Below are 26,906 nucleotides of genomic sequence, written 5' to 3'. Positions count from 1 at the left end.
GTTCAACCTACCCCTCCCTCACGGTTCGTCACCCTCGTCTCGCGTCGCCATCCGCGCTCGTCCCGTGCCACCACGTCGTGGCGCTCGAGCTCGCGCAGGGCCCGCAGGACCGCGACGGTGCCGAGGCGCAGCGCCCGAGCCAGCTGCTCGACGGGCTGGGGCTCGGCACCGAGCCGGAGCCACACCCTCCGCGCCCCCGGACCGATCGCGGGCAGATCGGCGTCGACGATCCCGAAGGTGTCCGCGAGGACGTCGTGCCCCGACGTCACGAGCAGCGCCTTGCCGTCGCGCACCGCGAGATGGGTGCCGCACGAGGCCTGCGACGTGATCGGCCCGGGGACGACCATCGTCGTCCGGCCGAGGAGGTCGGCCCAGTGCAGGGTGTTGAGCGAGCCGCTGCGTCGTGCGGCCTCGACGACCACCACGCCCACGCTGAGCGCCGCGATGATCCGGTTCCGCACGAGGAAGCGGTGGCGCTGCGGCTCGGCGCCGGGTGGGAACTCGCTGACGACGAGCCCCTCCTCGGCGATGCGGCGCAGGAGGGCCGCGTGCGTGCGCGGGTACTCGACGTCCACGCCGCACGCCATCACGGCCACCGTCGGCCCGCCGCCGAGCAGCGCCCCGCGGTGGGCGCAGGCGTCGATGCCGAACGCGGCTCCGCTCACGACGGCGTGCCCCTGGTCGGCGCAGTCGGCCGCGATGTCGCTGGCGACCTCCGCGCCGTAGGTGGTGGAGCCGCGAGCCCCCACCACCGCCACCGGAGCCGCGGCGATCGAGGTCAGGTCTCCCCCGCCGCGCACCCACAGCCCCAGTGGCGCACCGGTGACCTGCCCGATGCCGTCGACCTGGTCGAGGTCGTCGAGCGCGACCGGCCACGCGGGCGAGCCCGGGACCACCCAGCGGGCGCCGACCTCGTCGGCGCGCCGCAGCACCCCGTCCACGCGACTGGCGGCGTCCGCAGCGCCGGCGTGCCAGCGATCGGGGATCTCCGGGGCGCCACGGACGACCGCATGCCACAGCTCGACCGGGTCGCAGCGCTCCCGCCAGGCGACGAGCCGCGGGTCACCCGATTCCGCCACGAGCGACAGCATCAGTCGGGTGCGGGACTGGCTCCTCGTCATGCCGCCTCCAGCAGTCCGAGGAGCTCGCCGCCGATGGCACTCCCGCGCCGCAGGTCGAGCGCCGCCTGGACGTCCTCGATCGTCGGCTGAGAGTGCTCGCACAGGTCGGCGATGCTCCAGGCGAGCCGCAGGACCCGATCGGCCGACCGGGGCGTCACCTTGTGCCCCCGCACCTGCTGCTCGAGCAGGCGTGTCGCGTCGGTCGCGGCGGGCCAGGCCTTGCGCAGCTCGACGCCGGGGACCGCCGCGTTGACGCGCCATGGCGTGCCGGCGAGTCGCGTCCGCTGCCGGAGGCGGGCCTCGGCGACCCGGCCGGCGAGCTCGGCGGTCGTGGGGCGGGTCACCAGGCCCGAGACGAGGTCGCGCCGCGTGGGCTCGACGAGCGTGCGGTGGATGTCGATGCGGTCCCGGATCGGCCCGGACAGGCGGTCGGCGTACCGGCGTCGCGTCGCGGCCGGGCACTCGCACCGCTGCATGACCGAGCCGGCATGGCCGCACGGGCACGGGTTGGTGGCGAGCACGAGCTGGAATCGTGCCGGGAAGACCGCCGTCTGCGCCGCACGCGACACCACCACCTGACCGCTCTCGAGCGGCTGCCGCAGCGCCTCGAGGACGTTGCTGGCGAACTCGGGCGCCTCGTCCAGGAAGAGGACCCCGTGGTGGGCCAGCGACATGGCGCCCGGCCGGACGACCCGGCTGCCGCCACCGACCACGGCCGCCGCGCTCGCCGTGTGGTGCGGCTCGAGGAATGGCGGTCGCACCAGCATGGGCAGGTCCGACGGCAGGACGCCTGCGAGCGAGTGGAGCGCGCTGACCTCGAGGGAGTCGTTCGGGTCGAGGTCGGGCAGCAGCGCCGGGAGCCGCTGCGCGAGCATCGTCTTGCCGACCCCGGGCGGCCCGGTGAGCAGCAGGTGATGACCACCGCTGGCGGCGATCACCGTGGCCAGGCAGGCGTCGTCCTGCCCGACGACATCGGTGAGGTCGAGCTCGCCGGTCGGCGCGACGCCGCTCCAGCCGTCGCCGGCCTCGCTCAGGGGTGGGACGGGCGGGTCCTCGGGCTCCTCGTCGCCGCGCAGCATCGCCACGACCTGTCGCAGGGAGCGCACGCCGACGACCGTGATCGAGGGGACGAGTCGTGCCTCGTTGACGTTCGACTCCGGGACGACCACCTTCTCGAAACCGGCGTCGGCGGCCGCGAGCGTGGCCGGAAGGACACCACGGACGGGCCGCAGCCGCCCGTCGAGTGCGAGCTCGCCGAGGAAGACCGTTCCGGCGAGCGTCTCGGGCGGGACGACGGCCTTCGCGGCGAACACCCCGAGCCCCATCGCGAGGTCGTAGTGCGGTCCACTCTTGGGCAGGCTGGACGGAGCGAGGTTGATCGTCACCCTGGTGTCGGGCCATGAGGTGCCGGAGTTCACCACGGCGGAGCGCACGCGGTTGCGCGCCTCGCTCACGGTGGCGTCGGCCAGGCCCACGACGACCGTGGCCGACAGGCCGGACGCGATGTCGACCTCCACCTCGACGGGACGGCCGGCGAGTCCGTCGAGGGCGATCGAGTGGACGGCCGCCATCACGCCACCCCAGCGATCCGCTCGACGCGTGGTCCGCCGCTGCGCGGGACCCACACCGTGACCACGTCGATGCGGACGCCGTCGGGGCTGACCTCGTGCACGTCGAGCCAGCGCGAGAGGGACCGCCGCAGCATCGTGATCTTGCGGTCGGAGACCGACTCGAGCGGCGTGCCGTGACTGGCCGTGGTGCGCGTCTTGACCTCGCACACCACGAGCGTGTCGCCGTCGCGCGCCACGATGTCGATCTCGCCGTGCTGGCAGGTCCAGTTCCGGGCGAGGATCACCATGCCCAGGCGGCGCAGGTGGTCGGCGGCGACGCGCTCGCCGTAGGCGCCGAGCGCCTGGTTCCGTGCGTAGGTCATGCGCCGAGCCTTCCGGTCCGGCACGCCTCGGAGAAGGCCCCGCGCGGGGCCTGTGGACGAGCCCGGCGGGGTCCGTCAGGCCTGTGGACGGGCGTCGGCCGCGTCGGCCGCCGCCTCCTCCAGGTAGCGCTCGGAGAGCAGCCGGTACGAGCGCGTGCCGAACGCGGCGAGCGCGAGCGCCACCATGGTCAGCCCCGCGAAGAAGAAGATCAGAGCGATCCCGCGCGCGTCACCCGTGCCGACGAGCCACTCCCACTGGCGGGCGCCCTCCTCGGACTCCAGCAGCGGGATGATCCAGAACTCGGCGAGCGGCGCGACCAGGAAGGCCGTGACGGGAGCCGCAGCCGACTCGAAGGCCTGCGCGAAGCCGAACACCCGGCCCTGACTCGTGAAGGGCACCACGCGCTGGATCACGGTCTGCTCGGCCGCCTCGACCGCCGGCACGATCAGCAGGAACAGCCAGATGCCGGCGATGCACAGCCAGGGCCACTCGCGCAGCGTGAACGTGGCGTTGAGCACGCCCATCGCGACCAGCACCCACAGCATCGTGCGCAACGGGTTCGAGCCGAGTCCCCAGCGCGCGATCACGAGCCCGCCCGCGATGAAGCCCGTCGAGGCGAAGCCGAAGACCAGGCCCCACTCCTCCACCGAGAACAGGGTCAGACCGTACGGGTCCATGAGCGCCATGAAGACGCCCGAGACGAGGTTGTTGAACGTCGTGAGGACGATCAGCGCGAACAGGCCCGGGACCAGCGCGATCGCCGCGAGCGCGCCCCGGACGTCGACCTTCGGCGTCGGCTCGCCGGAGGTCGACGGGTGCGCCTCGGCGATCCGCACGAAGGCCAGGTGCACGACCGTGGCCACCGTGAGGACGTTCGCGATCACCAGCGTCCAGCCCATGCCGAGCTGGCCGATCGCCAGACCGCTGAAGACGCTCGTGACGATGAAGGCGATCCCCTGCACCGTGCCGACCAGGCCGTTCGCGCGATCGCGCCGGTCGGCGGGGATCAGCAGGGTCACCAGGGTGGAGAGCGCGATGTTGCGCATGCTCTCCACGACTGAGCCGAAGAGCACGATGCCGGAGAACAGCCAGAACCACGGGCCGGTCATGTCGACGATCGCCTCGGGACCGACCCAGGCGTAGAGCACGCCCGCCGCGAGGAAGGCCGCCATCGTGACCAGGCTCGAGCCCACCAGGACGTCGCGCTTGCGGTGGCGGTCGACGAGCGTGCCGAAGAGCATCGCGAACAGGGCGAGCATCAACATGTAGGCGCCGCCGACGACACCGGTGGCGAGCACCGAGCGCGTCTCGAGGTAGACCCAGAACGTCAGCGCGAACCACAGGAAGCTCGTCGTCACGTTGGCGACCAGCGTGTTCGTCAGGACGTGGGCGAAGGTCCGCGCCCCGTCGGGAGGCGCGGTGGGATCGGTCGTCATGGGTCGCTCAGGCCGGAGGCAGCTTGACGTCGGAGTCCTGCAGCTCCTCGACGTTGACGTCCTTGAAGGTCAGCACCTTCACGTGCTTGGCGAAGCGCGCGGGGCGGTAGATGTCCCACACCCAGGCGTCGGCCATCGTGACCTCGAAGTAGGCGTCGCCGGACTCGGAGCGGACCTTCACGTCGACGGCGTTGCACAGGTACAGCCGGCGATCGGTCTCGACGACGTACTTGAAGATGCCGACGACGTCGCGGTACTCGCGGTAGAGCGAGAGCTCCATCTCGTTCTCGTACCGCTCGAGATCCTCAGCGCTCATCAGACCACCGCCTCCGTCATCGCCACCGCCACGTCGGGAGCCGGACCGCAGCCCGGCAGGGACCACGAGCGACGGTGGTGCAGCGTGGGACCGTGCTGCGCCAGCGCAGCGATGTGCTCGGGCGCGGAGTAGCCCTTGTTGAGCTCCCAGCCGTACTCGGGGTGCTCGGTGGCCAGCTGCACCATGATCGCGTCGCGCGCGGTCTTGGCCAGGATGCTGGCGGCCGCGACCGCGGCGCACCGCATGTCGGCCTTGATCATCGTGGTGACCGGCGGGACCTCGTCGGCGAGGCCGGGCGGGCCGAACAGCGCAGCCTGCTCCGGGATGCTGAGGTAGTCGTGGTTGCCGTCGAGCAGGACCGCGTCGGGCCGCACGGCCAGCTGGGCGAGGGCCCGGTGACCGGCCAGCCGCATCGCGGCGATGATCCCGTACTCGTCGATCTCGGTGGGGGTCGCGTGACCGACGCCGTGAACGGGCGCCCATCGGCGGATCTTCGGCACCAGCGCCTCGCGGGCTGCCGGGGTGAGCAGCTTGCTGTCGCGCACGCCCTGGGGCGCGGTGCGGGTCTGCTCGGTGACCACGACCATGCCGATCGTGACGGGTCCGGAGAGGGCGCCGCGGCCGACCTCGTCGCTGCAGGCCAGCGCCGTGCGGCCCTCGCGCAGCAGGCGGCGCTCGTGGCGCAGCGACGGCGCGGGGCTCACGGGACCTCGTCGAAGGCGTCGGTCCCGGGGATCGTCCCGAAGCGGTTCAGCGGCCACACCCTCAACCATGCCTTGCCGACCACGTCCTCGTCAGCGATGAAGCCACCTCCGGGCTCGCCGAGGTGCGCGCGCGAGTCGGCCGAGTTGCCCCGGTTGTCGCCCTGCACCCACAGGTAGCCCTTCGGCACCTTCACGTCGAAGGTCTGGTCGGCGTTGACGTCCTGGTCGGCCAGGTAGGGCTCGTCGATCGGCTCGCCGTTGACCGTGGTGCGTCCCTCGGCGTCGCAGCAGACCACCCGGTCGCCGCCCACGCCGATGACGCGCTTGATGAGGTGACCGCCGGACGGGAACAGGCCGACGACCTCGAGGCCGCGCTGCACGACGTTGGCGGACTCGTCGACGTCGCCCCCGAGCCAGTTGCCCGGGTCGCGGAAGACGACGATGTCGCCCCGCTCGGGTCCGCCGCTCCAGTACGACCACTTCTGCACGAGCAGCTTGTCGTTCTTCACCATCGTCGGGACCATCGAGTCCGACGGGATGTAGAAGGCCTGGAAGAAGAAGGTCTTGACGATCAGAGCCAGGACGAGGGCGGTGGCGACGAGGAGGATCGACTCCTGCCACAGCGGCAGCTGGCGTTTCTCCTCAGGCACTCGATGAGCCTACCGGCTGGTCCCGGGCGAACCGCGCATCGGTCGGTCGCGTCACGGGGCCGGAACGTCGTCGAACGCGTCGGTCGGCGCGACCCGCCCGATGCGGTCGAGCGGCCAGATCCGCGCGCCGACCCGGCCCACCACGAGATCGGTGTCCACGAAGCCTCCGCCGGCCTCGTCGAGGCGGGCCCGCGAGTCCTTCGACGCGGCCCGGTTGTCGCCCTGGACCCACAGCCTCTCCCGCGGCACCGTGACCTGGAACGGCTGCGCGACGTTGGCCGCCGGGTCGGCCAGGTAGGGCTCGTCGACCGGCTCGCCGTTGACCATCAGGCGCCCGGCCTCGTCACAGCAGCGGACCTCGTCACCGGCGACGCCCACCACGCGCTTCACGAGGTGCCCGCCCTGCGGGAACAGCCCCACGGCCTGCAGCCCGCGCTGCCACGGGGCAGGCGGCTCGAGGGGCCCGAGCCAGTCGCCCGGGTCGCGGAACACCACCACGTCACCACGCTGCGGCTCGCCCACGCGGTAGGACCACTTCTGCACGGCGATGCGGTCGTCCTTCGCCAGCGTGGGGACCATCGACGACGACGGGATGACGAAGACCTGGAACGCGAAGGTTCGCACCAGCAGCGCCAGCGCCAGGGTGCCGGCGACCAGCACGATCGCGTCGAGCCACCGGGGCAGCCGGCGCCGTCGCGTCCTGGGCTGCTCGGTCACCCGCAGATCGTAGCCCGGAACGGCGACGACCCCGCTCCCTCACGGGAACGGGGTCGTCGAGCGGCGGGAGAGATCAGATCTCGCGCTTCTCCTTGATCTTGGCGGCCTTGCCGCGCAGGTTGCGCAGGTAGTACAGCTTGGCGCGACGGACGTCACCACGGGTGGCGACCTCGATCTTCTCGATCACGGGCGAGTGAACCGGGAACGTGCGCTCGACGCCGACGCCGAAGCTGACCTTGCGGACGGTGAAGGTCCGGCCGATGCCCGAGCCCTGCACCTTGATGCAGACGCCCTGGAACAGCTGCACACGCGAGCGGTTGCCCTCGACGATGTTGACGTGGACCTTCAGGGTGTCGCCCGCGCGGAAGTCGGGGACGTCGTCGCGCTTGCTCTGCGCTGCGATCTGGTCGATGACGTTCGTCATGATCTCTCCTCGCCGGTGCCACAAGTCACCTGCGGATGTCGTGTTGCCGAAAAGTTGGGTGTGGTGCGCCGTGGGGACTCCCTCATGGCAGAGCCGTCCGGCACCAGCAGTCCATGATGCCACAGCGCCCCGCCCCCGAGGAAATCGGGGACGGGGCGCCGCGGTGCAGCAGAGGGTGCTCAGTCGAACTTGTACGCGGCGCCGCCGTGCAGGACGTTGTCCAGGCCGGCGACCTCCTCGTCCTCGGTGACGCGGAAGCCGATCGTGGCGTCGATCGCCTTGCCGAGGCCGAAGGCCACCGCGAAGGAGAAGACCGCGACGAACACCGACGGGATGATCTGCGCGATCAGCTGGTCGAAGTCGCCGCCCGTGAACAGGCCCGTGTCGGTGGCGAAGAAGCCCAGGTACAGGCAGCCGATGAAGCCGGCGACCAGGTGCAGGCCCACCACGTCGAGCGAGTCGTCGTAGCCGAGCTTGTACTTGAGGTCGATCGCGAAGCAGCAGACCGCGCCGGCCAGCAGGCCGAGGACGATCGCCCAGAACGGCGTCAGGTTGGCCGCGGCCGGGGTGATGGCGACCAGGCCGGCGACGATGCCCGAGGCGGCGCCGACGGCGGTCGGCTTCCCGTCCTTGAAGTGCTCGACGACGATGTAGCCCAGGACGCCCGCCGCGGGAGCGGCGATCGTGTTGAGGAAGATGATCGCAGCGGTGTTGACGTCGACCGCGGCACCGGTGTTGAAGCCGAACCAGCCGAACCACAGGATCGCGGCGCCGATGAGCACGAGCGGGACGTTGTGCGGCTCGGCGGACTCCTTGGCAAAGCCGACGGTGCGCTTGCCGAGCACGAGCGCCAGGGCGAAGGCCGCGGCACCGGCGCTGATGTGGACGACCGTGCCTCCGGCCCAGTCGATCGGGACCGCGTCACCGATCTCGAGGGTGCCGATCCAACCCGTCAGGCCCTCGTCGTCGAAGCCCCACACCCAGCCCTGGGAGGGGAAGTAGACGATCGTGGCCCACAGGCCCGCGAACAGCATCCAGGGGAAGAAGCGCGCACGGTCGGCGACGGCGCCGGAGATCAGGGCGGTCGTGATGACGGCGAACGTCGAACCGAACGCGACGCCGGCCAGGCCGGACGCACCGTCACCGGTCGCCAGGTCCTGCAGGGCGAAGTCCGAGAACGGGTTGGCCAGCCAGCCGTCGATGAGGTCGGCCGAGCCGGCCGAGCCCATGTTGTAGCCGTAGAGGATCCACAGCACGAAGACCAGGCCCATCGCGCCGAAGCTCAGCATCATCATCGAGATGACGCTCTGGGCCTTGACGAGTCCGCCGTAGAAGAACGCCAGTCCGGGCGTCATGAAGAGAACAAGGGCCGCGCAGATCAGCAGCCAGATGGTCCCGGGTTCCATATCAACCTCTTTGCAGTAGGTAACACGTGAGCAGCGGCCGGAGCTCCCTTGCCGCGGCGCTGCACCGATCCTGCTGCGGCCCGATTACGCGGGGCCTCCAGCGTCGTTACGAGCGTGTTACTCGCCGAGATCGCGTGTTAAATCGGGACGACGCTGCTCGGTGCGCAGGCGGGACTGGTCCCTGCGCCAGGCGGCGATGCGTCCGTGGTCCCCCGACAGCAGGATCGGCGGGACGTCCAGACCGCGCCACGTGGCGGGCTTGGTGTAGACGGGGTACTCGAGGAGGCCGTCGGCGTGCGACTCCTCCGTGAGCGACTCGGGGTTGCCCATGAAGCCGGGCAGCAGGCGCACGACGGCCTCGATGATGGCGAGCGCGGCGACCTCTCCCCCATTGACGACGAAGTCGCCCAGGGAGATCTCGCGGACGTCCCAGCGGGTGGCGGCGTGGTCGAGGACACGTTGGTCGATGCCCTCGTAGCGCCCGCACGCGAACACCAGCTGCTCGGCCGTGGAGAGGCGGACCGCCTCGGCGTGGGTGAAGGGCGCGCCCGACGGCGTGGGCACGACGACGACGGCCCGATCGGTGGCGACGGCGTCGAGCGCCTCGCCCCACGGCTCGGGCTTCATCACCATGCCGGCGCCACCGCCGTACGGCGTGTCGTCCACCGTGCGGTGACGGTCGTGGGCCCAGTCGCGCAGGTCGTGCGCGTGGAAGTCGACCAGTCCGGCGCGGCGGGCCTTGCCCGGCAGGGACAGGTCGAGCGGCGCGAAGTAGTCGGGGAAGATCGAGAGGGCGTCGATGCGCACTAGCGCACCTCGTCGGCTTCCTCGGGGTTCAGCAGGCCCGGACGGTCGACGACCGTGACCGTGCCGGCGTCGAGGTCGACCTCGGGCACGAGGGCCTCGACGAAGGGCACCTGGACGCGGCGGCCGTCGACCTCGACCAGCAGGGTGTCGTGCGCCGGCAGGTGGAGCACGTCGAGCACGCGCCCGCGCGATGCTCCGTCGACCTGCACCGCCAGTCCGATCAGCTGGTGGTCGTAGAACGCGTCGTCGTCCTCGGGGACCTCGTCGGGGTCGATCTCGACCTCGAGCAGGGCGCCGTGCAGCTGCTCGGCCGCTGTGCGGTCGGGGACCTCGGCGAACGTCACGAGCAGCTTGCCCGAGTGGGGACGGCTGACGGTGATCGTCAGCTCCCGGTCACGACACAGGACCGACGAGCCCACGGCGAAACGCCGTTCGGGCTCGTCGGTCCTGGTCTCGACGGCGAGGTCGCCACGGATGCCGTGGGCACGGCCGATCCGGCCGACGACGACGCGCATGCTGGAGCTCAGCGGCGCCGGTCGACGTCCACGAAGTCGATCCGCGCGCCGTCGGCACCGGCGATGGCCGATGCGACGGTGCGGATCGCCGTGGCCGTGCGACCCTGGCGACCGATGACCTTGCCGAGGTCGCTCGGGTTCACGCGCACCTCGAACAGCTCGCCGCGGCGGGTCTGCTTCGCGCGGACCGTCACCTCGTCAGGGTTGTCGACGATGCCGGCGACGAGGTGCTCGACGACCTCCTGCATGGGAGCGGACACGATCAGGCCTCGTCGGCCTTCGCGTCGTCGGCCGGGGTCTCCTCGGCCTTCGGCTCCTCGGCCGGGGTCTCCTCGGCCTTCGGCTCGTCCTCGGACTTCGCCTCGGCCTTCTTGGCCTTGGTGGTGGCCGACTTCTTGGGCTCGGCGTGCAGGTCCTTCAGGGCGGCGTCGAACAGCGCGGCCTTGTCGGCCTTCGGCTCGGGCTGCTTGAGCGTGGACTCGCCACCGATGTCGCCGGTGAGCTTGAGGATCGCCGCGACGGCCTCGGTCGGCTGCGCGCCGACGCCGAGCCAGTACTGGGCGCGATCGGAGTCGACGTTGATGGTCGACGGATCGGTCTTCGGGTTGTACGTGCCGATCTCCTCGATCACGCGACCGTCACGCTTGGTGCGGCTGTCGGCGACGACGATGCGGTAGAACGGCGTGCGGATCTTGCCCATCCGCTTGAGGCGAATCTTGACTGCCACGAGTGTGGTGTCTCCTTGTGAAATCGAACTGTGGTGACGGCGACCCGGCGTGTGGGGCAGGCCCGGTCTTCATCGAGGGCCGGGCTCGGCGGGAGAGAGGGCCGCACCGATTCCGGACGCAAGCGCCCATTCTGCCAGAACGAGCAGCCGCGTTCCAATCCGCCTCGCTCCCCTGGACTCAGCGGCGCGCGAGCCCCACGATGTGGTCGATGACCTCGTCCAGCGTGAGGTCCGTGCCGTCCACGACGACGGCGTCGTCGGCCTGCGCCAGCGGGGACGCGGCGCGGTTGGAGTCGATAGCGTCGCGACGGGCCAGCGCCTCACGCATCGCCTCCGCGTCCTCCACACCGAGCTCGAGCGCACGGCGCTTCGCGCGGGCGACCGGGTCGGCGACGAGGTAGATCTTCAGGGTCGCGTCGGGCGCCACCACGGTGCCGATGTCGCGTCCCTCCACCACGATGCCGCCGGTGGCCCCGGCGATCGCCTGGCGCTGCAGCGACACGAGCTGCTCGCGGACCTGCGGGACGGTGGCGACCGGGCTCACGGCGGCAGTGACGGCGTCGCCGCGGATCGGCTCGGAGACATCGATGCCGTCGGCGGCGATCGTGGGTGCCTCGGGATCGGTGCCCGAGGTCAGCACGACCTCCCGGGCGGCCGCGGCGACCGCCGCGGGGTCGTGCACGTCGACGCCCCGCTCGAGCAGCGCCCACGTCATCGCGCGGTACATCGCGCCGGTGTCGAGGTAGGCGTAGCCCAGCCGTGAGGCCACCCCACGGGAGGTACTCGACTTGCCGGACCCGGAGGGTCCGTCGATGGCGATGACGTCGGTCATTGGTCTCCTCAGCGGAAGGCGGCCCAGCCGCGTTCGATCAGGGCGGTGTGCAGGTCCTCGGCGGCGCCGGCCTGCACCACGACCTCGACGACGCCGACGAGGCGGCCGAGCTCGTGGTCGATGCGCATGTCCTCGATGTTGATGCCCGCGTCGCCGATGTCGGCGAAGAGTCGCGAGAGCTCGCCCGGGGTGTCGTCGATCGAGACGAAGACGCCGGCGAGCGCGATCGGGTGGGCGCCGTGCTTGCCCGGCACCCGGGCGACCCCGGCCCGCCCGCGGTCGAGGTGCTCCCCCACCGAGCCGTCGGCGGTGCGAACGGCGGCGCGCAGGTCGTCGAGGCGGACGGCGAGGTCGTCGAGGATCGCGCCGACCTGGCCCGCGTTGCTGCCGATGATGTCGACCCAGAGGCCCCGGTCGCTGCCGGCGATGCGGATGACGTCGCGCAGTCCCTGACCGGCGAGCAGGAGGTCATCGCCCTCGGCCTCGGTGAGCAGGCCCGCGGTCAGGGCGGAGACGAGGTGGGGCACGTGCGAGACGAGGGCGACCGCGCGGTCGTGGGAGGCCGCGTCCATCCGCCGCACGACCGAGCCGAGCGCCGTGGCGACCCGTTCGACGACCGCGACGGCCTCGGGGTCGGTGCCCTCGGTGGGGACGACGGCCCAGGCACGACCCTCGAACAGCAGGCCGGAGCCGGCCATCGGGCCCGAGCGCTCCTTGCCAGCCATGGGGTGGCCGCCGACGAATCGCGGGTCGGTGACGCCCGCGCAGACGTGGGTCTTGACGCTGGCGACGTCGGTGACCACGGCCGACGGGAACTCCTCGAGCGCCGCCAGAGCGGTCTCGACGACCGCGGCGGGAGGCACGGCGACCACGACGAGGGCCGGATCCTGCACCGGATCGGGCGTGCCGGCGCCCAGCGAGGCGGCCAGCTCGACGTTCGCGGGTCGCGCGTCGCGCAGGTGCACCCGGACGCCGAGATCGCTCAGACCGAGCGCGACCGAGGTGCCGATCAGGCCGCAGCCGATGACCAGAACCGGTCCGGGCACGACGGGTTCGGGCAGATCGGCACTCATGCCTCCACGCTATCGAAGAGCGCTCCGAGCTCGTCGCGCGACAGGTCGCGCATCGCGCCCACGCGCAGGTCGCCCAGCCGCAGCGGCCCGAACGCCGTGCGCGTGAGCTCCACGACGGGGTGGCCGACGGCGTCGAGCAGGCGCCGGACGATGCGGTTCTTGCCGCTGTGCAGGTCGAGCTCGACGAGGCTGCGGCCGCGGCTGCGGTCGCGCACCACGAAGCGGTCGACGGCCGTGACGCCGTCCTCCAGCTCCACACCCGCGAGCAGCCGTCGACCGATCGAGGCCGCGACGTTGCCGTCGACGAGGGCGACGTAGGTCTTGGTGACCTCGAACGAAGGATGCGCCAGCTGGTGCGCCAGGTCGCCGTCGTTGGTCAGGATCAGCAGGCCCGAGGTGTCGGTGTCGAGCCGGCCCACGTGGAACAGCCGGTCGGTGCGATCGGCCAGCAGACCGGACAGGTCGGGTCGGCCCTGCTCGTCGGCCATCGAGCTGACGATGCCCCGCGGCTTGTTGAGGATCACGTAGGCGTGCTCGGACGGCGGCGGGATGCGCACGCCGTCGACGCGCACGACATCGGTGGTGGGGTCGACGCGGGCGCCGAGCTGCGTGACGACCTCGCCGTTGACCTCGACGCGGCCCGTGGCCATCAGCTCCTCGCTGCGCCGACGGCTGGCGACGCCGGCCTGGGCCAGCACCTTCTGCAGACGGATCGGCTCAGCCACCGACGCCTCCCGGGGTCTCGGAGGTCTCCACGGAGGGAGCGTCCTCGGCGGGCACGGCCTCGCGCTCGGCGGTCTGCTGCGCCACGCGCTCCAGCTCGCCGTCGAGGTCCTCCAGGTCGGGCAGCATCGGCGCGAGCTCGGGCAGCTCGTCCAGCCCGCTCAGCCCCATCCGCTCGAGGAAGTAGTTCGTCGTCCCGTAGAGGATCGCGCCGGACTCGGCGTCGTTGCCCAGCTCGACGATCAGACCGCGCGTCACCAGCGTGCGGACCACGCCGTCGACGTTGACGCCACGGATCGCCGAGATCCGCGAGCGGCTGATCGGCTGGCGGTACGCGACGACCGCGAGGGTCTCCAGCGCCGCCTGGCTCAGCTTGGCCTGCTGGCCCTCCAGCACGAACGCCGAGACGACGTCGGCGAACTCCTCACGGCTGTAGAAGCGCCAGCCGCCGGCCAGCTCGCGCAGCTCGAAGCCGCGCCCCTGCTCGGCGTACTCGGCGGCGAGCCCGCGCAGCGCCTGCTCGACATCGGCGGGCGGGTGGCCGACGGCCTGCGCGAGCACGAGGTGGTCGAGCGGCTCGTCGGCGATCATCAGCACGGCCTCGAGGGCGGGGCGCAGCTCGACCGGCGGGCGCCCGTCGGTCACGCTCTCCTCCGTCACACCCTGCTCGGGCACCTCGGCGGGCACGTGGTCGTCAGTCTCGGTCATCGTCACTTCCGGTCGTCGGGGCCGGCGGGACCTCGGGGTCCCCGGCGTCGCCCTCCTCGGGCAGGGTCGGCTCGTCGAACTCGTCGCCCACGTCGATGTCGCCGTCGTCGGTGCCGGTCCAGCGCACGGTCAGCTCGCCCAGCGGCACGGCCTGCTCGAACGACAGCATCCCCTCACGGAACAGCTCCAGCAGCGAGAGGAAGCGCGCGACCTTGGTCTGGCCGTCCGGCGCGTCCGCGACGATCGCGCGGAACGTCAGCGAGCGCTCGCGCCGGAGCCGGTCGACGACGAGGTGGGCCTGCTCGCGCACGCTGACCGCCGGGGCGTGCAGGTGCGCCAGTGACACGAGCGGCGGCGCCTTCGGCGCGAGGGCGGCGGCGGCCAGCTCGGCGAGGTCCTGCGGGGTCGCGCGGATCTCCACCTCGGGCAGCAGCGTCGCGAAGCGTGGCTCGAGCGTGACGGCGCGTGGGTGACGCAGCAGCTGGTTCTCGAAGCGCTCCTGGAGGATCGCCGCCACGGCCTTGAACGCGCGGTACTGCATGAGACGGGCGAACAACAGGTCGCGGGCCTCCAGCAGGGCGAGGTCCTCCTCGTCCTCGACCTCGGCCTGCGGCAGCAGTCGCGCGGTCTTCAGGTCGAGCAGGGTGGCCGCGATCAGCAGGAAGTGCGTGGTCTGCTCGAGGTCGTCCTCGAGCTCGCGCGTGTACGCGATGAAGTCCGACGTGACCACCGAGAGCGCGACCTCGGTGATGTCGAGCTGGTGCTTGGAGATCAGCTGCAGCAGCAGGTCGAACGGCCCCTCGAAGTTGCCGAGCGAGACCGAGAAGCCCGTCTCGGACGCCTGCGCGGGTGCCGGATCCGTCACGGACACCGCGGCGCTCATTCCTCGCCGAGCCGGCGGGCGAGCTCGCTGTCGGCCCCACGGGTCTCGAGGTCGGCGAGCGCACCGGCGATCGCGGCGCGCACGAGGCGACCGCGGTCGACCTTGCGACCCAGCACCGAGCGCAGCTCGAGGCGCGCCTGCTCGATGGCGAGCAGCTCGTCGCTGGTGAGGTAGACGGTCATCTTCTCGTCGTGCTTGACCCGGCCGCTGCCGGACGGCGGCACGGCAGGCGTCTCCTCGGATCGGGGCCCACTGGGTGCGGTCGGCCGGAAGAGCTCGTCCGCACCGGGCAGGTTCACGCGTCGGGACACCGCTGCAGCACTTCCCTCGCCAGCTGGCGGTAGGCCTCGGCACCCGGCGACGTGGACGCGTACTCGGTGATCGGCTCGCCGGCGACCGTGGAGTCGGAGAACTTCACGGTGCGGCGGATGACGGTGTGGAACACGGCGTCGCCCCAGCCGTCGACCAGCGTCTGCAGGACCTCGCGACCGTGCAGGGTGCGGCTGTCGAACATCGTGCCCAGCAGACCGATGACGCGCAGGTCGAAGTTGGTGCGGTCACGCACCTTCTCGATGGTCTCGTTGAGCAGCGCCACGCCGCGCAGCGCGAAGTACTCGCACTCCAGCGGCACGATGACGCCGTCGGAGGCCGTGAGGGCGTTGACGGTGAGCAGGCCCAGCGAGGGCTGGCAGTCGATGAGGATGACGTCGTAGTCGTGGCGCACGTCGCGCAGGGTGCGCGCGAGCACCTGCTCGCGGCCCACCTCGGTGACGAGACGCATCTCGGCCGCCGACAGGTCGATGTTGGCCGGGACGAGGTCGAGGTTGTCGACCGACGTGCCGAGGATGATCTCCTTCATCGAGAGCTCGCGGTCCATCAGCACGTGGTAGATGCTCTGCTCGATCTCGTGGGCGTTGTAGCCCAGTCCGACGGTCATCGAGCCCTGCGGATCGAAGTCGACCAGCAGCACGCGACGGCCGGTCTCGGCCAGCGCGGCGCCGAGGTTGATCGTGGTCGTGGTCTTGCCGACGCCGCCCTTCTGGTTGCACATCGAGATGACGACGGCGGGGCCCTGCGTGGTGCGCGGTCCGGGCTCGGGGAGGTCGGGCATCGGGCGACCGGTGGGTCCGAGATCCGTGCTGGGCATGTCGGCCACTGTACCGCTCACCGCAGTGCCCGGGGATGGGACGCCGCGTACGTCTCGCGCAACTTGTCGATCGTCACGAGGGTGTAGATCTGGGTGGTCGTCACCGACGCGTGGCCCAGCAGTTCCTGCACCACGCGAACGTCCGCACCGCCGTCGAGCAGGTGCGTGGCGAACGAGTGACGCAGGGTGTGCGGCGACACGTCGGCGTCGATCCCGGCGCGTCGCGCGGTCTTCGTCAGCACCGTCCACGCGCTCTGCCGCGACAGCCTGCCGCCGCGCGCGTTGAGGAACACGGCGGGCCCGCTGCCGGCGGTCGCGGTGAGGTGCGGACGCGCCTTCGTGAGGTACGTCTCGAGGGCGTCGCGCGCGAAGGACCCGAGCGGCACGATGCGCTGCTTGGAGCCCTTGCCGGTGAGCAGCACGGACGACTGCTCGAGGTCCACGTCGTCCACGTCGAGACCGACGGCCTCGGAGATGCGCGCGCCGGTGCCGTAGAGGATCTCCAGCAGCGCACGGTCGCGCATCGACAGGGCGGTGCCGGGCTCCCCCGCCGCCGTCAGCAGCGCCTCGACGTCCTCCAGCGGCAGCGCCTTCGGCAGCCGGGACGCGGGCCTGGGCGGCCGCACGGCGGCCGTCACGTCGTTGGCGACGATCTGCTCGCGCAGGCAGAAGCGGTGGAAGCCGCGGACCGCGACGACCGTGCGCGCGACGCTCGACGTGCCGAGCGCGGGATGGTCCTCGTCGCCCTCGCGCAGTGCGGCGGCGAACGCCGTGACGTGGTCCTCGGCGATGTCCGCGGGCTCCGTGACGCCGGCGCCCGTCAGGAACTCGGTGTAGCGACGCAGGTCGCGGCGATACGAGGCCAGCGTGTTCTCGGCGAGGCCGCGCTCCACCGCGAGGTGGGACAGGTACTCGGCCACGACCCGCTCGACCGCACCGCCGTCGGTCACGCCCGTGCCACCGCCAGGATCGCCACGACGGTCTTGGCGTCGAAGATGCGACCGTCGAGGCAGGCTGCCACGGCCTCGTCGAGGTCGACCCACCAGTGCGCCATGTCGGCCTCCTCGGCCTCGCGCTCGGTGCGCTCGGCCTCGGCGACCGGCACCAGCTCCGAGGCGTGGAACAGGGTGATCGTCTCGGTGGAGTAGCCCACCGTGGGGGCGATCCGCATCAGCTCGCGCCACGTGCCGGCGACCAGGTCGGTCTCCTCCGCCAGTTCGCGGGCCGCGGTCTGCTGCGGCTCCTCCCCCTCGACGTCCATCAGCCCCGCGGGGATCTCGAGCATGCGCCGGCCCATCGGGTGACGGTACTGCTCGACGAGCAGGATGCGACCGTCCTCGTCGACCGCGGCCACGCCCACGGCACGCCGCGGCCGCACCACGACGCGCGGATGCGTCGAGCCGTCCGGCGCCTCGATGGTGTCGACCGTCAGCGTCAGGTACGGGTTCTGGAACCCGACCTCGGACCCCACCTGCGGCCACGTGCCGTCTCCGGCCTCGACCGGTGCGGCGATCCGCCCCGGCAGCCGCGGGTGCGAGGTCACGATTCCTCGACGGGCAGCCGCATCTCCAGCTTGCGCTTGAGCGAGGCCGCGATGAGGCCCGAGAACAGCGGGTGCGAGCGCGTGGGACGCGAGCGCAGCTCGGGGTGCGCCTGGGTGGCCACGTAGAACGGGTGCACCTCGCGGGGCAGCTCGACGAACTCGACCAGGGTCGAGTCCGGCGACGTGCCCGAGAACACCAGGCCGGCCTTCTCCAGGTCGTCGCGGTAGGCGTTGTTGACCTCGTAGCGGTGGCGGTGACGCTCGTCGACCTTGTCCGAGCCGTAGAGCTCGCGGACGATGCTGCCGGCCTTGAGGCTGGCCGGGTACAGGCCCAGGCGCATCGTGCCGCCCAGGTCGCCCGCACCCTCGACGAACTCGTGCTGCTCGGCCATCGTGGCGATGACCGGGTGCTCGGTGGCGGGGTCGAACTCCGACGAGCTCGCGTCCTCGATGCCCAGTTCGGTGCGGGCGTACTCGATCACCATGCACTGCAGGCCCAGGCACAGGCCCAGAACGGGGATCTGCTGCTTGCGCGCGTAGGACAGCGCGCCGAGCTTGCCCTCGATGCCGCGGATGCCGAATCCGCCGGGCACGCAGATGCCGTCGACGTCGCCGAGCTGCTCGGCGGCCCCGGCCTCGGTGGCGCAGTCGTCCGACGGCACCCAGCGCAGGCGCACCTTGGCGTCGTTCGCGAAGCCGCCGGCGCGCAGGGCCTCGGCGACCGAGAGGTAGGCGTCGGGCAGGTCGATGTACTTGCCGACCAGCGCGATCGTGACCTCCTCCTCGGAGTGGTGCACACGGCGCAGCAGCGCGTCCCACTCGTTCCAGTCGACGTCGCGGAACGGCAGGTCGAGACGGCGCACGACGTAGGCGTCGAGGCCCTCGGAGTGCAGAACCTTCGGGATGTCGTAGATGGACGGCGAGTCGACCGCCGTGACGACGGCGTCCTCGTCCACGTCGCACATGAGCGAGATCTTGCGCTTCACGCCCGCGGGCACGGGACGGTCGGACCGGCAGACGATCGCGTCGGGCTGGATGCCGATCGAGCGCAGCGCGGCGACCGAGTGCTGCGTGGGCTTGGTCTTGAGCTCGCCCGAGGGACCGATGAACGGGATCAGCGAGACGTGCAGGAAGAAGACGTTGGAGCGGCCCACCTCCTGGCGGACCTGGCGCGCGGACTCCAGGAACGGCTGGCTCTCGATGTCACCCACCGTGCCGCCGATCTCGTGGATCACCACGTCGACGTCGGGGCCGCCCATCGACAGCATCCGGTCCTTGATCTCGTTCGTGATGTGCGGGATGACCTGCACGGTGTCGCCGAGGTAGTCGCCGCGGCGCTCGCGGGCGATGACGTCGGAGTAGACCTGACCGGTCGTGACGTTGGCTCGGCCGACGAGGTCCTCGTCGAGGAAGCGCTCGTAGTGGCCGATGTCGAGGTCGGTCTCGGCGCCGTCGTCCGTCACGAAGACCTCACCGTGCTGGAACGGGTTCATCGTGCCCGGGTCGACGTTGAGGTACGGATCGAGCTTCTGCATCGTGACGCGCAGGCCGCGTGACTTGAGCAGACGCCCCAGGCTGGAGGCGGTCAGGCCTTTGCCGAGGGAGGACACGACTCCACCGGTGACGAATACGTGCTTGGTGACGGCGTTAGTTGCCAACATGACTCCCGTGGGTCCGGTTCGGATGCGGAACCGGGCGGTGCCTGCGGCAACGTCCGGGGGTGGAGGAACCGCCTCGGGGGCTGGGTTCGACTCTGGGTTCCACGGAACTCCAGCCTACCATCGCCGACCGAGGCCCGGGACCATCCGCGCCGAACGCCACGGTCCCGAGACCCTGATCCTGCCTCAGTTCGGAACGGGCCCGTCGGCCGCCCGTGACGTGCCCCACGCACCCGACTGGCCGGCGGCCTCGCGCACGAGTCCGAGCACCGAGGCGACGCGGCCGGTGCCCGTGTCGGTGACGTCGATCGTCGAGACGTTGGCAGCGGCGTCGCTGCCGCGGACGGCGTTCACGACGCCGTTCTCGCCCGAGGAGACCGGCCCGACGACCGCCACGCCCTGGCTGCCGGCGTCGAGGCCGGCGACCATGCTGGACACGACCGTGCCCTCTCCCCCGGACGACGATCCGGCGGGTCCGGACACCACGAGCGCCAGCTGGGCCGAGACCTCGGGGTCCTGCTCGACGGCGAGCAGGTCGCCCTCGGTGAACGCCGAGCGGATCGTGCGGGCGGTCTCGTCCAGGGAGCCGTCGCCCTTCGTCAGGTAGCCGCGTGCGATCGCCGCGCCGACCTTGCCGTAGTCGGTCGCCTCGGAGGCGGCGTCCGGGTCGGACTGGGCCGCGACGCCCTCGGCGAACTGGCGGTTGGCCGGCGACAGCAGCTTGCTGGTGAGCTCGACCTGGCCCGTCACGCGGGCGCCCGCGGTGGTGAGGTTCTCGATGAGCGAGTCGATCTCGTTGTCGCGCGCGCCGGGCGTGGTGAGCAGCAGCACCGTGCGGTTCTTGAGCTTGTCGCGCAGCTGGCCCGGAGCCGTCATCGACGCGTAGCCCGCGTCGAAGCCGGCCAGCGCAGGGCTGATCTCGGCGGTGTCGGACGAGGTCGTCGTCGTGGCGGCGTCGCTCTCGTCGAGCAGCCCCGCCCCGACCGCGATGCCGGCGGCGAGCGCGAGCAGCACGGCCGCGAGGGAGATGACGTGGTAGCGCAGGTTGATCACGAGACGAGTCCTTCGGTCCAGGAGGAGACACAATCGGTCACGGGCGAGAGCCACTCATGACCGAGAGGGGTGGTGGCCACGGCCGCCACGACGGCGATGACGCCGGCCAGCAGGAGCAGCAGCGGGACGAACCAGCTCAGCCGCTGGCGCGCGAACCACGCCACGGACTGGGCGTCGACGACGCGCGAGCCGGCGCGGAGCCGGGCGATGAACGTGCCGGCCGCGTCGGCGGTGTCGCCGTCGACGATGTCGACGAGGCGCGAGGGCCCGCCGACCTGCACGATGACTGCGGCCTCGTTCTGGTCGGCGAGCAGCAGGGCGAGGTTCTCGGGCGTCCCCGCCGCGGTGAAGACCACCGGCTGACGGCCGTGGGCCTCGAACTGCTCGGGACGGTCGAGCCGGCCCGAGGCCGACACGATGACGACCTCGCCCGAGCGCTCGATCATGCGGCCGGAGAGCTCGTCACCGCGCCCGACCAGCAGGTGCGGCCGCAGGCCCGCATCGATGAGCAGCCCGGCGCCGTCGCCGACGCCGATCAGCACGGGGTCGTGGTCGCGGACGAACGAGCGGATCGACTTGAGGTCCTTCGCCGCGTCGGGACCGTCGGTGACGACGACCACGGGGCGACCCTTGATCGGGGTGGAGACCTCGGGGATGCCGGCACCCTCGAGGAGCATCGCGCGGTCGCGGCGCAGCGTGTCGGCCGCGTTGGTGACGATCGAGTCGAGCTGGCTGGACAGCCCCGAGGACGCCTCGTCCAGCTGGTCGCGGACCCGCGACTCGGTCATCTCGACGCCGGTGGCCACGGTGGTCTCACCGAGGTGGACGGCGCCTTCGTCCACACGCACGACGTCGCCGCTGCGGAGCGTCTGCCAGACGACCTCCCCCACGCGGTCGACGAGCGGGATGCCCGCGGCGGCCAGCACCTGCGGGCCGAGGTTCGGGTAGCGACCCGACGAGGACGAGGACACGTTGAGGACGGCGGCGACGCCGCGCTCGACCAGCGACTGGGCCGTGTCGGCGCCGAGGTCGGCCACGTCGATGACGACGACGTCTCCCGAGCGCACCGAGGACAGGTCGGCGGCATTGCGGCACAGCCGCGCCGGGCCGACCACGCCGGGACCGTCGGGAAGGGCGCGCTTGCTGCGCTTCAAGATGGGCATGATGCCCTCCATGCAACCCGCGTTCCATGAGAGTTCACACCCGACACGCCGATCCGGGCCTCGAAAGTGACGTGACCCTCAGGCAGTGCGGGCGAGCTCGAGCAGCTCCCGGGCGTGCTCCTGCGCCGCGGCCGAGTCGTCCAGCCCGGCAAGCATCCGCGCCAGCTCGTCCACCCGGGAGTCGTGCTCCAGGCGCAGCACGCTGCTGCTGGTGACCGTGCCGTCGTCGGACTTGCTCACCACGAAGTGGGAGTCGGCGAAGGCGGCCACCTGCGGCAGGTGGGTCACCGCGATGACCTGGGCGTGCTGCGCGAGGCGGGCGAGGCGGCGGCCGACCTCGACGGCCGTGCGGCCGCCGATGCCGGCGTCCACCTCGTCGAACACGAGCGTGGGCACCGGGTCGCGACCCGCGAGCACGACCTCGATCGCGAGCATGAGGCGCGACAGCTCGCCGCCGCTCGCGGCGCGGGCGAGGGGGCGCGGCTCGGCGCCGCTGTTGGCCGCGAACCAGATCTCGACGTCGTCCGCACCGTGCGGTCCGGGTTCGCCTGGCAGGACGCGGACCTCGAGTCGCGCCGATGGCAGGGCGAGGTCGGCGAGCTCGCGGCCGACCTCCTCCGCCAGCTGCTCGGCAGCGCGGGTGCGGGCCTGCGTGAGCCGGCCGGCGAGCTCCACCACCCGATCGCGCGCGGCGTCGGCCTCGGTCTCGAGTCGTTCGATCGCGGTGTCGTCGAGGTCGAGCTCGAGCACCTCGGCGCGGGCCCGGTCCGCCCAGGCGATGACGTCGTCGAGGCCCGGACCGTACCGACGCTGCAGCGCGGTGAGCGACGCGCGTCGCTCCTGCACGGTGGCCAGGCCGGCGGGGTCGAGGTCCACGTCGGCGGCGTAGGCAGCCAGCTCGGACGCGATGTCGGTGAGGTCGATCGCGGCGCGGCGCAGCCGCTCGGCAAGCGCCTCGAGCCGAGGGTCGTTCCCGGCGACGGGGTCGACGACGGACTTCGCGGCGGCGAGCGCGGCAGCGGCGGAGTGCTCGTCCTCGGACAGGGCGACGGACGCACCGGCAGCGGCCGCCGCGAGCGCCTCGGCGTGCGCGAGCCGGTTCTCGCGCTGCACGAGCTCCTCGTCCTCGCCGGGCTGCGGGTCGACCGCGTCGATCTCGTCGAGGCCGTGGCGCAGCAGGTCGAGGCGCTGCAGGCGCTCCCCCGCGTGCGTTCGCAGGTCGTGCAGGCGCGCCTTCAGCTCGCGGAGGCGCTCGTAGTCGGGCTGGTACTGCGCGAGCAAGTCGGACACCTCGGACCCGGCGTACCGGTCGAGGGCGCCGCGCTGCTCCTGTGGCCGCACGAGTCGCTGCTGGTCGGACTGACCGTGCACCGCGACGAGCGAGTCCGCGAGCCGCGACAGGAGTCCGGCCGGCACGGTCGACCCGCCCGCGAGGGCGCGGCTGCGGCCCTGGCTCGTGAGCACGCGGGCCAGCACGAGGTCGTCGTCGACCTGGCCCCCGGCCTCCTCGACGAGCGCGGCGACCTCGGGCGTCGCGACGACGGAGGCCTCGATGCGGGCGCGGTCGGCTCCACGACGGACGAGAGCGGAGTCGGCACGCTCGCCACGCAGCAGTCCGAGCGCCGTCACGACCATCGTCTTGCCGGCGCCGGTCTCACCCGTGATCACGGTGAAGCCGGGGCCCAGGTCGAGCTCGGCCTCCTCGATGACGCCCAGGGACGCCAGCCGCAGCGACTGCCACATCAGCGCTCTCCCGCGGCTCGTCGGGAGGCCTCGGAGGACCCGCGCCACCCCGAGACCGGGAGCTCGAACTTGCGCACGAGGCGGTCGGCGAACGAGGCCGGGTGCACGCGCGCGAGCCGCACCGTCTCGACGCCGCGGCGGACCTCGACGCGCGCGCCGATCGGCAGGTCGGACGCGCGACGGCCGTCGCACCAGAGCACGCCGGTGGCGGACTGTCCCACGACCTCCACCGCGAGGGTGGACTCCGGCGACACGACCATGGGCCGCGCGAAGAGGGCGTGCGCGCTGATCGGGACCATGAGCAGCGCCGACACCTCGGGCCACACCACGGGACCGCCAGCGCTGAAGTTGTAGGCGGTCGAGCCGGTCGGCGTCGCGCAGACGACACCGTCGCAGCCCATCCGTGAGACGGGACGCCCGTCGATCTCGACGACGACCTCGAGCATGCGCTCGCGGGACGCCTTCTCGACCGAGGCCTCGTTGAGAGCCCAGTTGGTGGCGACGACCTCTCCGTCCTGCAGGACCAGGACGTCGACGGTGAGGCGCTCCTCCACGGTGAGGTCGCCGGCGATGACACGCTGGGCGACCTCGGCGAGGTCCTCCTCGTCCGCCTCGGCGAGGAACCCGACGTGACCCAGGTTGACGCCCAGCAGCGGGGTGCCGGTGCCGCGGCACAGCTCGGCCGCGCGCAGGATCGTGCCGTCACCGCCGAACACCACGGTCAGCTCGCAGTCCTGGGCGGCACCGGACGCGGCGGGAACGACCGCCAGGTCGACCGCGCCGGCCGCCTCCAGGGCCTCGGCCTCGCCCTCGAGGGCGCGGACCTGGAGACCGGCCTCCTGGAGGGAGGCGGCGAAGTCGGCCGCGATCTTCGGGGCCCCGTTCCGCTGGGTGTGGACCGCGAGCAGCACGCTCCTCATGATCCGCTTCCTTCCTTCGGGTGCCGGGCCGCGAGAGGCCCGGCCGCGACGGCTGCGCGCGCCATCTCCTCGTCCGGCGCCGGGGCGTCGGTCCTCAGCCAACAAAAGTACTCGACATTCCCGGCGGGGCCCGGCAACGGACTCGGTGCGAGCGCGCGGGTCCCCCAGCCGTTGGCCCAGGCCGTGGTCGTCACGCCGTGGACGGCGCTCGCATGCAGCTCGGGGTCGCGGACGACGCCGTTCTTGCCGAGGTTCTCGCGCCCGACCTCGAACTGCGGCTTGACCATGAGGACCATGTCCCCCTCGGCCCGGCAGACCGAGGCCAGCGCCGGGATCACGAGCGTGAGCGAGATGAAGGACAGGTCGGAGACGACGAGGTCCACCGGCCCGCCGATGAGCTCGGCATCGATCGAGCGGATGTTCGTGCGGTCGAAGACGTGAACCCGCGGGTCGGACTGCAGCGACCACACCAGCTGGCCGTAGCCGACGTCGACGGCGACGACCTCGGCGACGTCGCGCCTCAGCAGGACGTCGGTGAATCCCCCGGTCGACGCACCGGCGTCGAGAGCGCGGCGGCCGGCGACGCTCAGACCCTGGGGCTCGAAGACCTCCAGCGCGCCGAGCAGCTTGTGGGCACCGCGCGATGCCCAGCCCGGGTCGTCACCCTCACGCACGACGATCGCCTGGTCGGTGGTCACCTGCGTGGCCGGTTTGCTGGCGGCGTTCCCGCCCACCAGCACGCGGCCCTGCTCGATGAGCGACGCCGCCTGGTCGCGCGATCGCGCCAGTCCTCGCCGGACGAGCTCGGCGTCGAGCCGCACCCGGCGGCTCACCGGCTCACCCGCGGGTCCCCGACGAGCCGGCCAGCTGGTCGCGCAGGACGCGGTGCACGGCTTCGAACACCGGCGGGTGCTGGGCCACCTCGAGGTCGCCGAGCGTGTCCAGCATCGCGACGGCCTCGTCGATCGCGGGGCCGACGCCCTCCACGGATCCGTCGCCGGTGGGTTCGGTCGTCATGCGTCGATCCTCTCATCGACGGTCACGTCGAGCCCCGATTCGTCGCGGCACGCCCAGCCGAGTCCGACGATCGCGCGGAGCGTCTCCGTCTCGGCCCCTTCCCGGGCCACGCGGATCGCGCCGTCGCGGATCTCGGCGACGGCCTCGCCGCAACGGGCGGTCCCACGCTCGACGGCGACGGCCGGGTGCGGCTCGTGGAGCGACGCGAGGCCGGCCCCGACGAGGTCAGGGCGCTCCTGCGGGTCGGCGTTCACGACGTCGACCAGCGTGTTGACTCCGGTGAGGACGAACAGCGAGGCGATGCCCGCCTGCCTGGCGCCGCGGATGTCGGTGTCGAGGCGGTCGCCCACCATCAGCGGGGACGAGGGCGCGATGCGCTCCATCGTCTCCTCGAACAGCGGCGCGTACGGCTTGCCGGCCACGACGGGCTCACGACCCGTGGCGAGTCGGACGGCGTGGACGAGGGCGCCGTTGCCCGGCGCGATGCCCTCGGCGGTCGGGATCGTCAGGTCGGTGTTGCTGGCGTACCAGGGCGCTCCGGCCTGCACGGCGTAGGCCGCCTCGGCGAGATCGCGCCAGCTGAGGTCGGGCATGTAGCCCTGGACCACCGCGGCCAGTCCCGGGGCGTGGCGATCGTCGGCGGGTTCCAGGCCGCGGGCACGCAGCGCGCTGCGCAACCCCTCTCCCCCGATCACCAGCACCGGGGAGCCCGGCGGGACGTCGTGCGCGATGACGCCGGCGATCGCCTGGGCCGAGGTGACGATGTCCTCGACCGCAGGATGCAGGCCCAGCTCGCGCAGGTGCTCGGCGACCGCCTCGGGTGGCCGGTTCGCGTTGTTGGTCAGGTAGGCCAGGCGCACGTCACGCGCCTGGTTCAGCGCCTCCACGGCGCCGGGGACGGCATGCCCGCCGCGGTAGACGACACCGTCGAGGTCCAGCAGTACCGCGTCGTGGGAGGCGACGAGCGGGCGGTCGGTCGCGGCCAGCGTCATGCCGTCGAGGCTACCGGGGGCTCGGGCAACCGGGTCAGCGACCCGAGGTCGACGTACACCCGGCTCGATACGCCTCCGGACCGGCTGGAGAACAGGCGTCGGAGCTCGCCCTCGACCTCGATCCGGTCCCCAGGCTTCAGCTTCAGCGCCTTGGTGCGCAGCCGCGACGTCCACGCCGAGCAGTCGAAGGTGTCGACGAGATGACGCGAGCGACGCTTGGCCGCCGCGCTGCGCTCGACGATGAGGCGGAACGAGACGAGCTCGTCCCCGCTGGGCAGGGTCCGCGGCTCGGCGGCGTCAGCCACCCGCCCGCGAAGCAGGACCTGGTTGTCGGTGTCGTTCATGACGCCCAGCCTCGCGTGGCGACGGGGAACGACGACAGGGCCCACGCACTGCCTGTGGACGGCGTGCGTGGGCCCTGCGACGTCTGTGGACGGGTTAGTTTTCGAGTTGTTTGAGGCGGTCGTGGACGTCGGTGGTGTGGTGGCTGTCGGTGCCGGCGGTGCGGTGGAACCAGGTGATGGCGTCTTGGGTGTTGCCGGTGGCGAGGAGGGTGTCGGCGTAGGCGTATCGCAGGCGGGTGACCCAGTCGGAGCGGTTGGTGGTGTGGAGGGGTTCGGTTTCGAGGATGTGGAGGGCGGCGTCGAGGTGTCCGAGGTCGCGGCGGGCGCCGGCGATGACGATGGACAGTTCG

32 protein-coding genes and 1 pseudogene are annotated in these 26,906 nt (G+C 72.0%); all 33 read right to left on the bottom strand.

The window, feature by feature from the left end; translation table 11 throughout:
• Window positions 1-2: 2 nt before the first annotated feature.
• Window positions 3-1,121: a DNA-processing protein DprA gene (dprA, locus tag ACGWYL_RS11610; RefSeq protein WP_395487256.1), complete on the bottom strand. Its 1,119-nt coding sequence runs from the start codon at window positions 1,119-1,121 to the stop codon at window positions 3-5.
• Complete coding sequence (locus ACGWYL_RS11605) at window positions 1,118-2,692, bottom strand: YifB family Mg chelatase-like AAA ATPase (protein ID WP_179425187.1); 1,575 nt, start codon at window positions 2,690-2,692, stop codon at window positions 1,118-1,120. The genes dprA and ACGWYL_RS11605 overlap by 4 nt, the downstream gene beginning before the upstream one ends.
• Complete coding sequence (locus ACGWYL_RS11600; RefSeq protein WP_179425189.1) at window positions 2,692-3,054, bottom strand: YraN family protein; 363 nt, start codon at window positions 3,052-3,054, stop codon at window positions 2,692-2,694. Before ACGWYL_RS11600 ends, ACGWYL_RS11605 begins: the two co-directional genes overlap by 1 nt.
• A gap of 75 nt (window positions 3,055-3,129) precedes the next feature.
• Complete coding sequence (locus tag ACGWYL_RS11595) at window positions 3,130-4,491, bottom strand: MFS transporter (protein WP_395487255.1); 1,362 nt, start codon at window positions 4,489-4,491, stop codon at window positions 3,130-3,132.
• A gap of 7 nt (window positions 4,492-4,498) precedes the next feature.
• Window positions 4,499-4,807 (bottom strand): DUF2469 domain-containing protein, encoded by a 309-nt coding sequence (locus tag ACGWYL_RS11590; protein ID WP_179425193.1) that lies wholly within the window; start codon window positions 4,805-4,807, stop codon window positions 4,499-4,501.
• Window positions 4,807-5,511: a ribonuclease HII gene (locus tag ACGWYL_RS11585; protein ID WP_395487254.1), complete on the bottom strand. Its 705-nt coding sequence runs from the start codon at window positions 5,509-5,511 to the stop codon at window positions 4,807-4,809. Before ACGWYL_RS11585 ends, ACGWYL_RS11590 begins: the two co-directional genes overlap by 1 nt.
• Entirely contained in the window at window positions 5,508-6,161 is a 654-nt protein-coding gene (gene lepB, locus ACGWYL_RS11580; RefSeq protein ID WP_179425197.1) for a signal peptidase I, read from the bottom strand. The genes ACGWYL_RS11585 and lepB (ACGWYL_RS11580) overlap by 4 nt, the downstream gene beginning before the upstream one ends.
• A 51-nt stretch (window positions 6,162-6,212) precedes the next feature.
• Entirely contained in the window at window positions 6,213-6,878 is a 666-nt protein-coding gene (gene lepB / locus ACGWYL_RS11575; protein WP_395487253.1) for a signal peptidase I, read from the bottom strand.
• 73 nt (window positions 6,879-6,951) lie between these two features.
• A complete protein-coding gene (gene rplS / locus ACGWYL_RS11570; protein ID WP_179425201.1) occupies window positions 6,952-7,302 on the bottom strand; it encodes a 50S ribosomal protein L19 in 351 nt (116 codons plus the stop codon).
• A 179-nt stretch (window positions 7,303-7,481) separates the two neighbouring features.
• Window positions 7,482-8,708: an ammonium transporter gene (locus ACGWYL_RS11565; protein WP_179425203.1), complete on the bottom strand. Its 1,227-nt coding sequence runs from the start codon at window positions 8,706-8,708 to the stop codon at window positions 7,482-7,484.
• Window positions 8,709-8,825: 117 nt separating this feature from the next.
• Entirely contained in the window at window positions 8,826-9,515 is a 690-nt protein-coding gene (trmD, locus tag ACGWYL_RS11560) for a tRNA (guanosine(37)-N1)-methyltransferase TrmD (protein ID WP_179425205.1), read from the bottom strand.
• The gene (rimM, locus tag ACGWYL_RS11555) at window positions 9,515-10,030 is read right to left on the bottom strand and encodes a ribosome maturation factor RimM (protein WP_395487252.1); all 516 of its coding nucleotides are present in this window, start codon (window positions 10,028-10,030) and stop codon (window positions 9,515-9,517) included. The genes trmD and rimM overlap by 1 nt, the downstream gene beginning before the upstream one ends.
• A gap of 8 nt (window positions 10,031-10,038) precedes the next feature.
• Entirely contained in the window at window positions 10,039-10,278 is a 240-nt protein-coding gene (locus ACGWYL_RS11550; RefSeq protein ID WP_179428187.1) for an RNA-binding protein, read from the bottom strand.
• A 14-nt stretch (window positions 10,279-10,292) separates the two neighbouring features.
• Window positions 10,293-10,757 (bottom strand): 30S ribosomal protein S16, encoded by a 465-nt coding sequence (rpsP, locus tag ACGWYL_RS11545; RefSeq protein WP_179425210.1) that lies wholly within the window; start codon window positions 10,755-10,757, stop codon window positions 10,293-10,295.
• 178 nt (window positions 10,758-10,935) lie between these two features.
• Window positions 10,936-11,589 (bottom strand): (d)CMP kinase, encoded by a 654-nt coding sequence (gene cmk / locus ACGWYL_RS11540; protein WP_179425212.1) that lies wholly within the window; start codon window positions 11,587-11,589, stop codon window positions 10,936-10,938.
• A gap of 8 nt (window positions 11,590-11,597) precedes the next feature.
• Window positions 11,598-12,662 carry a prephenate dehydrogenase gene (locus ACGWYL_RS11535; protein WP_179425214.1) on the bottom strand — a complete coding sequence of 355 codons (1,065 nt, stop codon included), beginning with the start codon at window positions 12,660-12,662 and terminating at the stop codon, window positions 11,598-11,600.
• On the bottom strand, window positions 12,659-13,387 hold the full coding sequence (locus ACGWYL_RS11530; RefSeq protein WP_179425216.1) for a pseudouridine synthase: 729 nt from the start codon (window positions 13,385-13,387) through the stop codon (window positions 12,659-12,661). Before ACGWYL_RS11530 ends, ACGWYL_RS11535 begins: the two co-directional genes overlap by 4 nt.
• Window positions 13,380-14,093 carry an SMC-Scp complex subunit ScpB gene (scpB, locus tag ACGWYL_RS11525; RefSeq protein ID WP_269306396.1) on the bottom strand — a complete coding sequence of 238 codons (714 nt, stop codon included), beginning with the start codon at window positions 14,091-14,093 and terminating at the stop codon, window positions 13,380-13,382. Before scpB ends, ACGWYL_RS11530 begins: the two co-directional genes overlap by 8 nt.
• Window positions 14,080-14,964 carry a segregation and condensation protein A gene (locus ACGWYL_RS11520; protein WP_395487251.1) on the bottom strand — a complete coding sequence of 295 codons (885 nt, stop codon included), beginning with the start codon at window positions 14,962-14,964 and terminating at the stop codon, window positions 14,080-14,082. The genes scpB and ACGWYL_RS11520 overlap by 14 nt, the downstream gene beginning before the upstream one ends.
• Before the next feature lie 8 nt (window positions 14,965-14,972).
• Window positions 14,973-15,287, bottom strand: coding sequence for a hypothetical protein (locus tag ACGWYL_RS11515; RefSeq protein ID WP_179425222.1), 315 nt, complete (start codon window positions 15,285-15,287; stop codon window positions 14,973-14,975).
• Entirely contained in the window at window positions 15,272-16,123 is an 852-nt protein-coding gene (locus ACGWYL_RS11510; RefSeq protein WP_179425224.1) for a ParA family protein, read from the bottom strand. Before ACGWYL_RS11510 ends, ACGWYL_RS11515 begins: the two co-directional genes overlap by 16 nt.
• A gap of 17 nt (window positions 16,124-16,140) precedes the next feature.
• Window positions 16,141-17,073 (bottom strand): site-specific tyrosine recombinase XerD, encoded by a 933-nt coding sequence (xerD, locus tag ACGWYL_RS11505; RefSeq protein WP_269306391.1) that lies wholly within the window; start codon window positions 17,071-17,073, stop codon window positions 16,141-16,143.
• Window positions 17,070-17,666, bottom strand: coding sequence for an NUDIX domain-containing protein (locus ACGWYL_RS11500; protein WP_179425226.1), 597 nt, complete (start codon window positions 17,664-17,666; stop codon window positions 17,070-17,072). Before ACGWYL_RS11500 ends, xerD begins: the two co-directional genes overlap by 4 nt.
• Window positions 17,663-19,327: a CTP synthase gene (locus ACGWYL_RS11495; RefSeq protein WP_179425229.1), complete on the bottom strand. Its 1,665-nt coding sequence runs from the start codon at window positions 19,325-19,327 to the stop codon at window positions 17,663-17,665. The genes ACGWYL_RS11500 and ACGWYL_RS11495 overlap by 4 nt, the downstream gene beginning before the upstream one ends.
• A 183-nt stretch (window positions 19,328-19,510) precedes the next feature.
• Window positions 19,511-20,377, bottom strand: coding sequence for a copper transporter (locus tag ACGWYL_RS11490; RefSeq protein ID WP_179425231.1), 867 nt, complete (start codon window positions 20,375-20,377; stop codon window positions 19,511-19,513).
• Window positions 20,374-21,540: a putative cytokinetic ring protein SteA gene (gene steA / locus ACGWYL_RS11485; protein WP_395487250.1), complete on the bottom strand. Its 1,167-nt coding sequence runs from the start codon at window positions 21,538-21,540 to the stop codon at window positions 20,374-20,376. The genes ACGWYL_RS11490 and steA overlap by 4 nt, the downstream gene beginning before the upstream one ends.
• A 78-nt stretch (window positions 21,541-21,618) precedes the next feature.
• Window positions 21,619-23,283 (bottom strand): DNA repair protein RecN, encoded by a 1,665-nt coding sequence (gene recN, locus ACGWYL_RS11480; RefSeq protein WP_269306385.1) that lies wholly within the window; start codon window positions 23,281-23,283, stop codon window positions 21,619-21,621.
• Window positions 23,283-24,203, bottom strand: a complete 921-nt coding sequence (locus tag ACGWYL_RS11475; protein WP_179425237.1) for an NAD kinase — start codon at window positions 24,201-24,203, stop codon at window positions 23,283-23,285. The genes recN and ACGWYL_RS11475 overlap by 1 nt, the downstream gene beginning before the upstream one ends.
• On the bottom strand, window positions 24,200-25,036 hold the full coding sequence (locus tag ACGWYL_RS11470; RefSeq protein WP_269306382.1) for a TlyA family RNA methyltransferase: 837 nt from the start codon (window positions 25,034-25,036) through the stop codon (window positions 24,200-24,202). Before ACGWYL_RS11470 ends, ACGWYL_RS11475 begins: the two co-directional genes overlap by 4 nt.
• Before the next feature lie 4 nt (window positions 25,037-25,040).
• The gene (locus ACGWYL_RS11465; RefSeq protein ID WP_179425242.1) at window positions 25,041-25,220 is read right to left on the bottom strand and encodes a hypothetical protein; all 180 of its coding nucleotides are present in this window, start codon (window positions 25,218-25,220) and stop codon (window positions 25,041-25,043) included.
• Entirely contained in the window at window positions 25,217-26,212 is a 996-nt protein-coding gene (locus ACGWYL_RS11460) for an HAD-IIA family hydrolase (RefSeq protein ID WP_395487249.1), read from the bottom strand. Before ACGWYL_RS11460 ends, ACGWYL_RS11465 begins: the two co-directional genes overlap by 4 nt.
• Window positions 26,209-26,556 carry a single-stranded DNA-binding protein gene (locus tag ACGWYL_RS11455; protein WP_395487248.1) on the bottom strand — a complete coding sequence of 116 codons (348 nt, stop codon included), beginning with the start codon at window positions 26,554-26,556 and terminating at the stop codon, window positions 26,209-26,211. The genes ACGWYL_RS11460 and ACGWYL_RS11455 overlap by 4 nt, the downstream gene beginning before the upstream one ends.
• 94 nt (window positions 26,557-26,650) lie before the next feature.
• Window positions 26,651-26,906: pseudogene (locus ACGWYL_RS11450) on the bottom strand (tetratricopeptide repeat protein); the annotation flags it as partial.

Source organism: Aeromicrobium sp. JJY06 (assembly GCF_044069275.1).
Taxonomy (GTDB): domain Bacteria; phylum Actinomycetota; class Actinomycetes; order Propionibacteriales; family Nocardioidaceae; genus Aeromicrobium; species Aeromicrobium tamlense.
This window is presented reverse-complemented; position numbering and strand designations above follow the sequence as displayed.

Excerpts from the sequence above, each read along its gene's own strand:
- dprA (WP_395487256.1), bottom strand. The coding sequence starts at position 1,121 with ATGACGAGGAGCCAGTCCCGCACCCGACTGATGCTGTCGCTCGTGGCG.
- ACGWYL_RS11605 (WP_179425187.1), bottom strand. The coding sequence starts at position 2,692 with ATGGCGGCCGTCCACTCGATCGCCCTCGACGGACTCGCCGGCCGTCCC.
- ACGWYL_RS11600 (WP_179425189.1), bottom strand. The coding sequence starts at position 3,054 with ATGACCTACGCACGGAACCAGGCGCTCGGCGCCTACGGCGAGCGCGTC.
- ACGWYL_RS11595 (WP_395487255.1), bottom strand. The coding sequence starts at position 4,491 with ATGACGACCGATCCCACCGCGCCTCCCGACGGGGCGCGGACCTTCGCC.
- ACGWYL_RS11590 (WP_179425193.1), bottom strand. The coding sequence starts at position 4,807 with ATGAGCGCTGAGGATCTCGAGCGGTACGAGAACGAGATGGAGCTCTCG.
- rplS (WP_179425201.1), bottom strand. The coding sequence starts at position 7,302 with ATGACGAACGTCATCGACCAGATCGCAGCGCAGAGCAAGCGCGACGAC.
- ACGWYL_RS11565 (WP_179425203.1), bottom strand. The coding sequence starts at position 8,708 with ATGGAACCCGGGACCATCTGGCTGCTGATCTGCGCGGCCCTTGTTCTC.
- rimM (WP_395487252.1), bottom strand. The coding sequence starts at position 10,030 with ATGCGCGTCGTCGTCGGCCGGATCGGCCGTGCCCACGGCATCCGTGGC.
- ACGWYL_RS11550 (WP_179428187.1), bottom strand. The coding sequence starts at position 10,278 with ATGCAGGAGGTCGTCGAGCACCTCGTCGCCGGCATCGTCGACAACCCT.
- cmk (WP_179425212.1), bottom strand. The coding sequence starts at position 11,589 with ATGACCGACGTCATCGCCATCGACGGACCCTCCGGGTCCGGCAAGTCG.
- ACGWYL_RS11535 (WP_179425214.1), bottom strand. The coding sequence starts at position 12,662 with ATGAGTGCCGATCTGCCCGAACCCGTCGTGCCCGGACCGGTTCTGGTC.
- scpB (WP_269306396.1), bottom strand. The coding sequence starts at position 14,093 with ATGACCGAGACTGACGACCACGTGCCCGCCGAGGTGCCCGAGCAGGGT.
- ACGWYL_RS11510 (WP_179425224.1), bottom strand. The coding sequence starts at position 16,123 with ATGCCCAGCACGGATCTCGGACCCACCGGTCGCCCGATGCCCGACCTC.
- ACGWYL_RS11495 (WP_179425229.1), bottom strand. The coding sequence starts at position 19,327 with ATGTTGGCAACTAACGCCGTCACCAAGCACGTATTCGTCACCGGTGGA.
- steA (WP_395487250.1), bottom strand. The coding sequence starts at position 21,540 with ATGCCCATCTTGAAGCGCAGCAAGCGCGCCCTTCCCGACGGTCCCGGC.
- recN (WP_269306385.1), bottom strand. The coding sequence starts at position 23,283 with ATGTGGCAGTCGCTGCGGCTGGCGTCCCTGGGCGTCATCGAGGAGGCC.
- ACGWYL_RS11475 (WP_179425237.1), bottom strand. The coding sequence starts at position 24,203 with ATGAGGAGCGTGCTGCTCGCGGTCCACACCCAGCGGAACGGGGCCCCG.
- ACGWYL_RS11465 (WP_179425242.1), bottom strand. The coding sequence starts at position 25,220 with ATGACGACCGAACCCACCGGCGACGGATCCGTGGAGGGCGTCGGCCCC.
- ACGWYL_RS11460 (WP_395487249.1), bottom strand. The coding sequence starts at position 26,212 with ATGACGCTGGCCGCGACCGACCGCCCGCTCGTCGCCTCCCACGACGCG.
- ACGWYL_RS11455 (WP_395487248.1), bottom strand. The coding sequence starts at position 26,556 with ATGAACGACACCGACAACCAGGTCCTGCTTCGCGGGCGGGTGGCTGAC.